This window comes from Nocardia rhamnosiphila NBRC 108938, assembly GCF_000720425.1.
Taxonomy (GTDB): domain Bacteria; phylum Actinomycetota; class Actinomycetes; order Mycobacteriales; family Mycobacteriaceae; genus Nocardia; species Nocardia rhamnosiphila.
On sequence record NZ_JOAJ01000002.1, the window covers coordinates 459,184 to 469,928 of the forward strand.

A 10,745-nucleotide genomic window follows, 5' to 3' on the forward strand; every position below is an offset into this window, starting at 1 on the left:
CAATATGTCATTACTCGATTCCTATGATCCTGTCGCGGCTCGCATCCTCCCCGTGGTCCTTCTATTGGACACGAGCGGGAGCATGCGTGAGGACGACAAGATCGATGTCCTCAACGACAGCGTGACCGAGATGATCGAGGAGCTCACCTCGGTCGACGCCGGCCACGGGTTCATCACTCTGAGTATCATCACTTTCGGAGACGAATCCGCTAACGTCGTGACCAATAACGTCCCTATCGCCGACATCGAGTTCACGTCCCTGAAGGCACGCGGACGGACGCCCCTGGGTGATGCTCTCCGTGTGACGCGGGAACTGATCGAGGACCGGCAAGCATTCCCCTCTCGCGCCTACCGCCCGACGCTCGCCCTCGTCTCCGACGGCATTCCGACCGATCCCAGCTGGGAGTCAGAGCTCGAGCACCTGTTGAAGAGTGAGCGAGGCGCCAAGGCCACACGCTTCGCGCTCGCAATCGGCGCCGACGCGGACAGGGAACTTCTCGGCCGGTTCAGCGGCGGCGAGGTTCATGAAGCGAGCGAAGCGGCACAGATCAGGAACTTCCTCAGATTCGTCACAACAACCATCACACAAGTGACGTTGTCGGTCTTCGAGCCCGATGTACCCGCTCAGTCCGACTCCGCAGAATCTATCCTTCGGCTGCAGAGCGACGATGCCTACTGAACTACGGGTCACGGACGAGACGGAGGTCGAATTCGTGCTGGGGTCGAAGATTGCCGAGGGGGCCCAGGGCGCGGTCTTCCGCGTCGACGGGCACCCCGGGTATGCCATCAAGCTCCTGAAAAAGTCCGAGGACTTGGAGCGGATCGCCGCTGTTCGGCGGCTTCCGCTGGACGGTTTGCCGGTCGCCGCACCGCTCACACTGATCCGCAACGGCGGCGAAGGCTACCTGATGCGTTTGGCAAGCGACATGACGCCTATCCGGGAGCCCTACCTCCCGCGTGAGTTCGGCGCTCGCGAGACCAACGCTCGTTGGTATCTCGAGACCGGAGGCCTCCGACGTCGCCTCGCCATCGCTGCCAACATCGCTCACAGCATCTCAGCTCTGCACGAACGAGGCCTCGCCTACGTCGACCTGAACCCGAACAACGTCATGGTGTCCGATGATCTGAGCCGTACGGAGACGTGGCTCATCGACACCGACAATCTGACCTCACGATCGAACCCGAAGTCGGACATACTGGGCTTTCCTGGATACGTGGCGCCAGAGAGACTCAGACGAAGCGCACCACCTTCCACACTGGCCGACAGCTATATCCTGGCGATCCACGTTTTCCGCCTTCTCGTGATGCGACATCCTCTCGAGGGTCTGGCTGCCGAGGCCGTCGATGGCGACACCGCACGTGACCGGATGGACCGGGGTAACTTCCCCTACGTCTCAGACCCTGACGACCGCTCGAACCAGCTTCCACCGCGAAGCTTTCCCGCTGGGCTCTTCCCTTTGGTGATGAGCGGACGGATGCGTCATTTGTGTGAACGGACTTTCGGCGACGGCAGAACAGACCCCTCCAAACGTCCTGGTTCTGCCCGTTGGCGCGACGTGCTCTTCAGCGCCTTGGACAACGTTGTCAGCTGCGCGAACGATTGCGGTTGGACCTACTACAGGCTGCAGGTCGGTTGCCCGAACTGCGGTGCCGACACCCCACCGACTGCGCTCATCACCGTCTACTCCGGCACGGCCGAGCAGCCACTGGCTGCTCGGGATTCGTTTGTCGTAACCTCCGACGCTGAAACCAAGGTTATGCCCCGCCATCTATGGGGTCGGCACGACCAGCCCGACCCCGTTGTCACATTCTGGCCGGTCCGTGGGGGCTTCGAACTCAGGACATACGACGATGCGAGGGTGACCGACGGTTCCGGCAGAGATGTTGCGAGTATTCCAACTCCCTCCCGTGGTGACGTCTATCGAGTGCGTCTCAGCGTGCCCAACCGCCCCAGCCGCTTTCTCGCGCTCCGATCGGTGCAACCGGCATGAAGTTGAGTCAGATCGCGTGCACCGCCGAACGCGCTGTGCGGCTCATACCGGTCCACTCGGTCCAGATCGAGGACGGCAAACCCGTCCGGCTCACAGTTACGCCGACGGGTGTCACCATCCACCATGACACCTACGTCGCGGCCTGCGAGCGCCCCGACCTTCAGGATGCCGAGTGGCTCGAGACGGCGTGTGAGTCCGGTTCGTATATCGCCGAACTGCTTACCTCATCGCAGAAGGTGATCGTTCGAGTCCTCACGTTCGCTGGGTTTCAGCGTTGGCCCGATGGCCGAATGGTCGGCGTCGACGACACAACCGTCGAGGACGTCAACCGGTCTCGTGGGCGAGCAGACGCTCCAGCAGAAGTCACGCAGTGGCTCGCCGGTGAATTGACACTCGATACCGGTGAGCCCTTCGCAGTGGTCACTGCCGGCGATGGCGAATTCGGTGCTGAGGCATTCCGCCTCGTCGGCGCCACGATTGTGGCCGACGTCCGACTGATCGATGACCGCCTGATCATTACGCGAGTCACCCACCGTACGCACAATTCAGAGCGCGGCCTCATCCTGGTGCGGGGAAAAGTCGCTGTTGTCGATGCGACACGGATGGGACGGATCAGCGCGGCCGAGAAACAAGAGATCAAACGTTTAGCGGAAGCGGACAACGCGTACCTGGCGGTCTGGGAGGAGTACAACGAGCTCGAACGCGAGGCCGCGCGCCAAGCAGCGCGCGACATCGGATGGGCCGACTACGACCGGTTTCGAGTCCGTGGCGATGGCTTTCTGGAATTCGAGCTGGTTCGGCACCCGCGTTCGGACGCGCTGCGCGAGCGCATCGGGCGCGATACGGTAGGGCTCGAGGCAGCCGCAGGGGTCGCATTCAATGACGAGGAGACCCGCGATGCCGTGATCGGTACAGCGTGGGTCACGGCCGAGGGAACGATTCGGTTGCGCCCGGACAAAACCTATCAGGACGGCACACTGCCCCAGCGCGGCACGATCGCCGGCGCTTTCACTCTGGACAGAATTCGCATCGAACGGCGTGAGAGGGCCAAAGCGCGGATCGCCCATGGCGAGACCGTCCCGGCTCGTCAAATGGGGCTGATTCTCGCAGATCAACGGCTCGATCCCATGGGTCGGGTGCGGCGTTACGCGCCGCTGTCACACCGAGTCCGGCAGATCCTCGGCGGAGAGCCCACGGAAGCTCAGGTGCAAGCGATCGATCTCGCGATCAACTCACGCGACATTGTGTTGATCCAGGGCCCGCCCGGTACCGGAAAGACACGCGTGATCGCCGCCATCCAGGCGCGCCTCACTGAACTCAACAAAGACGCTCCCGCACTTAACAAGCGGGTACTGCTCACCAGTTATCAGCACGACGCGGTCGCCAACCTTGTTCAGGCGGCCGATGACGGAAACCTTCCGCCGGTCAAACTGGGTCGAGCCGCAGGCGTTGACGACGAGACGTACCTCACTGCCTGGATCAACGACCTACAAGCACGGCTCGCCGAGCGGTACGAAAATGTTCGCCCCAACAAGGCGGTGCGCGCCCGCAAGGCTCTTATCGATCGCAGCAACGCATACCGTCGACAACCCTTCGATGTCGGTAGCACCGTGGATTTATTGAAGTGGCTTGCCGGGCAACTGGATCTCGTCGGTAGTGACGTTGTGCACGAGGCGGGCCGCTTGGCGAATCAGCTCGAGCACACCCTCGGAGCCGCATCCACTTCTCCCCGCTCGCAGGCCCTTGTGGCGCGACTGGCACGTTCCTTGCGTTCGTCGCCCGAGGGATATGCCGACGACGGCGACGTCACAGCGATGCGGGCCCTCTCCACTTCCGCCGTGTTCGATCTCTTGACCGACTCTCAACGGAACGTGTTGGAGATGGCCGCACGAGGTCAGGATGCCACGATTGCCGCACGCCGGCTTGCCGAGATAAAGCGAAGCCTGCTCGACCGACTTCTCGACGCCCGCGCGCGATCGAGCGTGATCGCGACGATGCCCACCGTCGAGGCCCTTCTCCAGCGTGCCCTCCACTCGGCCGATGAGGAAGTGGCGCTGGCCACGACTCCCATCGACCTCGCCGTCGAGCGGTTTCGTGATGCCGTTGAGCATCGGCCGGCGGCGATTCGACACTCGCTCCAGGCTCATACGCGTGCCTTGGCCGCTACCTGCCAGCAGGCGGTTTCGAGCAGCATGCGAGAGGCGCAATCGGTTCTGTTCGACACTGTGATCGTCGACGAGGCAGCCCGCGCCAATCCACTCGACCTCATGGTGCCGCTGAGTTTGGCGAAGGAACGTATCATCCTCGTCGGTGACCATCGGCAGCTCCCTCAATTGCTCGATGACAGTATCGTGCCGAGGTTGTCATCACGCCACGACGCGAATGTCGTCTCGGCCGTCCTGCAGAGATCGATGTTCGAGCGGCTGTTCCTCAAGCTCCGCGAAACGGAACACCGTAGCGGCACGAAAAGGGTTATCACCCTTGATCGACAGTTCCGCATGCACCCCGTGCTGGGTGCCTTCATCAGCAGGCAGTTCTACGCGCCCTTCGGTGAGCGCTTGAGCAACGGAAATCCGGATACGTCCTCGTTCGCGCACAACATCGCAATGTACGGCCGAGCGGCGTGCGGGTGGATCGATGTACCGGTGGCGAGAGGGGCCGAGCAGCGGGCCGGTACAAGCATAAGCCGACCGGCGGAGGCATCGATGATCGTCAGCGAACTGATGGTCGGCCTGCTGTCGTCATCTGAACTCACGTTCGGCATCATCACCTTCTATTCGGGTCAGGTCACCGCGATCTGGGAGGCCATGGCCGAGTCCGGGCTCGCTGTCAGGCAAGGCGACAACTTTGACCTCAACCCATCGATTCCTTGGTTGCGTACGAACCGTGACCTGCCCCGTGTCCGTATCGGGTCCGTCGACGCATTCCAGGGCCGTGAGTTCGATGTGGTCTATTTGTCGACAACGCGGTCGCGTAAACCAGGCTCCGGACGACGATCGAACCCGTACGGATTCCTTGTCCTGCCGAACCGGCTCTGCGTTGCCATGAGCCGGCAACGCAAACTTCTGGTGGCCGTGGGCGACGCCGCGATGATGACCTCGCCGGAAGGCCGAGAGGCAGTTCCCGCACTTGCCGCCTTCCACGACCTGACAGGGGGCGAGCATGGCTTCCGCCGAGCGGCGTGACCTCTCCGCGTACACACTTGCCGACTTAACATGGAGAATCCGGCATGTCGTGCTGACCCCAGCGGTCCGTTGGCGTGTGGTTGTCGAGCAGGTCAGAAAAATCGACCACGATGTCATTCTCGAAACTGTCCTTCGCTTGAGGGCGGCTGGAGAATCTTCCCCTGGCCGCATCGCCGACCTCCTCCAACTACCCGACGACTTGATCCGGCACCTCCTCGCGCAAGCGGTGACCGAGAAGTGGCAGGTGGCCGCCGGCGGGCAGCTCCAGGCGAACAGCTCACAGGTTGCTTGGGTCTATCGCGATCTGGCGACAGGGGAACTCTGGCCTGATCCGGCTCCGGAGGTGCCGCCACTACCCGTGCGATTCACCTCGGTCTTTCGCGGACGATTCGACCGCGGTACCGCCGGACGACCCATCTCCGTCGAATGCCTCCTGCTCGACACCGATGAGCACGATGTGGCGGAGCCGACCGGCATCGAGCTCGCCCGATTCAGCCGAGCTTCAGCGGACCGCAGCAGGCGAACCGCGATTGTCAGTTCTGGCGAATTGTGCCTTGTCGCGAGTCCGGTCGTCGGTCTGACGGCCGGGTACGCCATTGAGACCACACGGGGCATTCCCCACTTGAGCTTGACTCGTCACCTCGTCAAAGCGAGTCAAGAGCACCAAGCGGTGTCTCGCTGGCTCCATGAGGTTCCGGAGGCCGAGGCCCCGCCTTCCACGGATTTTCCTCTGAAGCAGGCGATCGCCGAACTGCGCGACATAGTCGGTGCACTGCGAACCCTTCAACATGCGGCAGACGAATTCGAAAGCGTTCTCAGCCGCGTCGAACTCTGCTTGAGTCGGTTTGTTGATCAGTATCAATACCTGCACGGCCTCGATACGAGCCTTGACCCGTCACCAGCCGACGCGGCCGTACTCAGCACCGGGTTCGAGCTCGATCGAGATGCCGCCGAGCTCCTGGCACGTTCGAAGCGTGGCACTCTTGGTCATAAAGTTTCCCGCCTGCTCCTGATCGAGGGGAGAGGGAACCCGCACAACGAGCAGATGCTGCGGCGTCTGGCAGCGTCCTCGGCTGAATGGCTGGCCGCTACACGCGCCCACAACTCTCATGTCTCACTGACTCAATTGGTAGACGCCACAATCGCGTTATGCGATCGGCTCATCACCGTATCGGAGAATGCTGATGTCCAGCAAGCAGGCCAAAGGACGCGATGCTGCCCGGAACGCCGCCAGGCTGGCTGAGGTCGAAGCCGCTCTTACGGCATGTCCAGAACCCCCAGAAGACGTCGTCGCCGAACTCGACAAGGTCGAGCTCGCCGAATCCGAAATCGGCACCGCTGTCCAGCTTCGTAACGCATGGATGAAGGTCAAGGAGCGAGAGGCCGGATGGCGGAAGGCCACGGAAAAGGCCGAGAGTGAGGCGAAGGCTCTTCAGGAGGCGCGCGATGCCCTCTCGACAGAACGGGACGTGCTTGCCGAACGCGCCGATCGGCTCGCGAATCGGGAATCCGAGCTTGTCCGTGAAGCCCTATCCATCGAAGAACAGCGCTCGGCGGCGAAGGCCGGCTTCGCCGCCGAACTGCGATCGCTCACCCAGGAAGCCGCTCAACTCCGCGACAATATCCTGGCCGAGGCCGCCAAAATCGAGTACGAGGCGATGGTGCGTGCTCGGGACATCGTCGCCGCGGCTCAGCGGGATCTGGAGGCCGAGCGCGCCGAACTCGCCGACAAATGGGTCGAACTTCGTCGCCGGCAGGTCGACCTGCGCGAACGCGAAGCGCGGATCGAAGCAGATCTCTCGTTCGCACAGGCGAAGGAATTGATGGTGGCTGAGCAGTTCGAGCGACGATTGGAGGCGCGGGTTGCCACCGTAAGTGATCAATTGGATGAAGCCAATCAGCTTCTCGAGTTGGAGCGTCGGCGCAGGGGAACGCGGGAGCAGGAGCTGAAAGACCTTCGTGCGGAGTTGGCGCGATACAACGAGGACCCGGACACCATCAGGCGCCGGAACGATGACTTGGTGCGGCAAGTGCGTGACCTCCGCGACGAACTCTCCCGGCGACCGCCCGCCGATGAGGTAGCGGAGTTGAGGCAGCGGGCCCAGACGGTCACTGAGGCCCAGGCGGAAGCGGCGCACTGGCAACAGCAGCACGACGCGATCGACCGACAGCTTCGTTACCAATTGATAAACGTCGGCGAGCTCGAGGTACTGCGCGACGAGCGTGAGGCGCTCACCGCGCAGCGCGAGACTCTCAGACAAGCAATTGAGCAGCACCGAGGGGACTGGGAAGAGTTGCAAGCCAGGGAAAGTTCCACGGAACCGTTCCCCGCTTGCTCCGCCTACGATCGGGACGACGTACTGTCGCGTCCTACCGCTACTCGGGACTTCGACACGTTGGCGGAGCTCGTCGCCGAGGTCCGCAACCGCATGGCAACCGACTCGACCACGGCCTTCTACTACTCCGAGTCCGATGTACGTCTCTTCCTCGCCGGATTGGCTTCGAGTCGGCTCCATCTCCTCCAAGGCATCTCCGGAACTGGTAAAACGAGCCTGCCCCGCGAGTTCTTCAGGGCCCTCGGAGGTGATGCCCAGATGATCGAGGTGCAGGCCGGCTGGCGCGACAAGGACGATCTCTTCGGCTACTACAACGCCTTCGAGAAGCGCTTCGTCGAGAGCGAGTTCACCAAGGCGCTCTACCGAGCACTGCTTCCTGCCAACGCTGACAGGCCGATGGTCATCGTTCTGGACGAGATGAACCTGGCTCATCCGGAGCAGTACTTCGGTTCGATGCTTTCGATTCTCGAGAATGCTGTCACCGAGCCGGGCCACATCGATTTGCTCACCAGCGTTCTACCCGGGCTTCCAGAACGATTCTCGGGGTCCCGCCTTCCTTTGCCACGCAATGTTTGGTTCGTCGGAACCGCGAACCATGACGAGACCACTGTCGCCTTCGCGGACAAGACGTATGACCGCGCGCATGTCCAGGAACTCCCGCCGCAGCACAAGCCGTTCGAGGCTCGCCGGCAAGGACTCGCTGACCCCATCTCGTTCAGGGCACTGGAGTCCGCGTTCGTCGAGGCCGGACGTGACTGCGCCGACGAGGTCGAGGAAGCGAAGCAGCTCCTGAACAAAGGCCTGCACGGTGAATTCGCACGTTTCGGTGTCGGTTGGGGAAACCGTTTCGAACGGCAGCTCGAACGGTTCGTTCCTGTGGTCCTCTACGGTGGCGGGAGTCTTACCGAGGCTGTGGACCACCTCGTGGCGACCAAGCTCGTTCGTAAGCTCAAAGACCGATTCGAAATTCGCCCTGATGATTTGGACCAACTCGCCGATAGTATCGAGAAGCTCTGGAAGCTCGATCAGGAGAGGCCGGAAAAGTCGATCAAACGAATCCGTGCCGAGGCCGATCGCCTCCGTGAAGGTTACCGAGCGTGACTCCCCCGCACGATCGCCTGACTGCTGAACCCGGCGAACCCGAGAGCGGGTGGACCGGCAGATGGGCCGAGGGGGCCATACACATCGTGGACACGGCGAGCGGCAGCACCAACAGGGATGCGGTCGAGTCGGACGACCTCGATGCGCTCATGGCTCTGGCACAAGGCCTCACGGACGCCGTGCTGTCCGGTTCGTGGCACAAGGGCAGCCGGGTGCCCCTGCTGTCCGGACGTGACGAGGAGAGCCTTCAACTCCATGCCCGGGAACGAATCCTTGAAACGAACTTGCCTTCCATCGCCCGCGTGTGCGAGCGGTTCGTCACGAGACTCGGCGAAAGATCGGAGCTCCTTCCGGTTGCCAGGGTGAAACGCCCCGCTCGAAAGGCGTTGGAACGCTTGTCGGCTCACACCGAGGATTGGGCGGCTCGAACCCTCTCCGGTCCGGTACCACGCCGGGCGCTGGCAGCGACTCGCGAAGAGAACGCCGACCTGTACGAGAACCGGATGGTGACCGAGCTCGTACATCCCATCCTCACGACCGCTTTGAGTCAACGAATCCGCCGCCTTCACCGGCTGACGTCCGACCTCGCAGATCTCGAGAAGGCCAAGGACGAGGGCACGCATCACCGCCGTCATCGCCTCTACGCATTCTGGGGAGCGGACGCGGCCCGGGCTGCCGAGTCATCGACTCGCACTGCTCAGACCCTGCGGGTGCTCGAGGCACTCGCCGCCAGGGTGCAATCTCTGCGAGGAAGCACCCTGGTCGAGACACTACGAGGTCGCCGAACGGGCCGACGCGGCCTCCGAAACACCAACGTCATCGCCAACGACAGGCACTACCGGGCCGCTGGCATGGTTTGGTCGGCCTACGAGCGGGAGCCGGAAGTCGACGAATCTCCAGAAAAGCGAGCGAGCCGGTTTCGGTCCAGACACCAAACGTTCGACATTTATGTCTTCGGTCTGGTCATTCGCGCGCTCGGCGATCTCGGTTATTCCCCCGACGAGGATGAGCTGCCGGGCGAACACGGGCCCGTCACTGTACGCGGCCCGTGGGGGGCGGTGGATCTCGCTCGAGGCCCCGACGGCGTCATCGTCCTCACGAGTCATCATCAGAGTACGCGCTTCGTGCCGTTACTCGACCTGGTCGGCCCGAATGACGAGCCGCAGACCATCGCTCGCAGATGGGCATCGGTGGAGGGCGCGGCCAAGAGCTGGACAGTGGTGGTGAATTTGGCGGCCGACGAGGCGATCCGACGGTTGCCTCGTGAACTCGCGATCGCTATGAGCTCCGTCGGACACGACGGCGTGAATCCAGAGCAGACCGTCACCTGCCTGCCCGTGTCTCCTTTGGAGACCACGAGCCTCGAGCGCGTCGCCCGCGCGGTCGCCATCGCTGTGCAGGTACCGGCCCTACTCGACTATCCCCGAGCTATCCTGCCAAGCGGGGCTCGGATGTCCGGCCGCCTTATTGATTACGTGATGGACGCCGATATCGCCCAACTCGGGTTGAGCCCACTGTTCCACCGCCCGAGGAAGGGCGAGATTGCTATCAGGCGTCCGCTCACCGGCTCAGAGCAGACCAAGTTAGATGCGACGATTCGTCGACTCTCGGACCGAGCGAAGTCCCCGGGATGGGAGCGCGACCTGATCACCGAGATCGAGTCACTGCGCTCGGCGATCGAGAGCACGGCCGCTTCAACAGCGGAACTCCTGACCTGCCCGCTGTGTGCGACTCGCGGCGATACGACCCGAGTCGGCCGCGATGCCGACATCTTCATGATCACATGTCGCTCGTGCGAGGCGAGGTGGGGTCACGAACGGTGTGGTCGATGCGGAGAGCGCATTCCGATCATTGAACCTGAGCGCCAAATTCGGAATCCCGATGTGACCGGTCCCGGATGGATCGAACGCATCTATGGTCGGGATGCGCTGTCCTCCCCCTGTTGGGCACGTACTGTCCCGGGACGATATATCTGCCCGGAATGCCGATCATGTTCCGTATCGACGGCGCGGGAGGGAGTCGATTGCGTTCGGTGCCAACCAGTAGAGAATGGACTGCCCCGGACCGTTGGTTGACCTCAGGGCTGAGGGACCGCGCCGGTGGACGAACGGGCGGTGTTCACCGCGGTCTTG

Annotated in this window: 6 protein-coding genes; all 6 read left to right on the forward strand. The window is 62.7% G+C overall.

Annotation, left to right across the window (positions count from 1 at the left end):
* Positions 1-4 precede the first annotated feature (4 nt).
* Genes IG75_RS0111010 through IG75_RS0111035 form a run of 6 tightly spaced genes read left to right on the forward strand, consistent with a single transcriptional unit; the run spans position 5 to position 10,688 of the window.
* Positions 5-679: a vWA domain-containing protein gene (locus IG75_RS0111010; RefSeq protein WP_030521116.1), complete on the forward strand. Its 675-nt coding sequence runs from the start codon at positions 5-7 to the stop codon at positions 677-679.
* Complete coding sequence (locus IG75_RS0111015) at positions 669-1,991, forward strand: protein kinase domain-containing protein (protein WP_030521117.1); 1,323 nt, start codon at positions 669-671, stop codon at positions 1,989-1,991. Before IG75_RS0111010 ends, IG75_RS0111015 begins: the two co-directional genes overlap by 11 nt.
* A complete protein-coding gene (locus IG75_RS0111020; protein WP_030521118.1) occupies positions 1,988-5,176 on the forward strand; it encodes a DEAD/DEAH box helicase in 3,189 nt (1,062 codons plus the stop codon). The genes IG75_RS0111015 and IG75_RS0111020 overlap by 4 nt, the downstream gene beginning before the upstream one ends.
* Complete coding sequence (locus IG75_RS39045) at positions 5,154-6,419, forward strand: hypothetical protein (RefSeq protein WP_063045347.1); 1,266 nt, start codon at positions 5,154-5,156, stop codon at positions 6,417-6,419. Before IG75_RS0111020 ends, IG75_RS39045 begins: the two co-directional genes overlap by 23 nt.
* Positions 6,361-8,613 carry an AAA family ATPase gene (locus tag IG75_RS0111030; RefSeq protein ID WP_030521120.1) on the forward strand — a complete coding sequence of 751 codons (2,253 nt, stop codon included), beginning with the start codon at positions 6,361-6,363 and terminating at the stop codon, positions 8,611-8,613. Before IG75_RS39045 ends, IG75_RS0111030 begins: the two co-directional genes overlap by 59 nt.
* Positions 8,610-10,688 carry a hypothetical protein gene (locus tag IG75_RS0111035; protein ID WP_030521121.1) on the forward strand — a complete coding sequence of 693 codons (2,079 nt, stop codon included), beginning with the start codon at positions 8,610-8,612 and terminating at the stop codon, positions 10,686-10,688. Before IG75_RS0111030 ends, IG75_RS0111035 begins: the two co-directional genes overlap by 4 nt.
* Positions 10,689-10,745 lie beyond the last annotated feature (57 nt).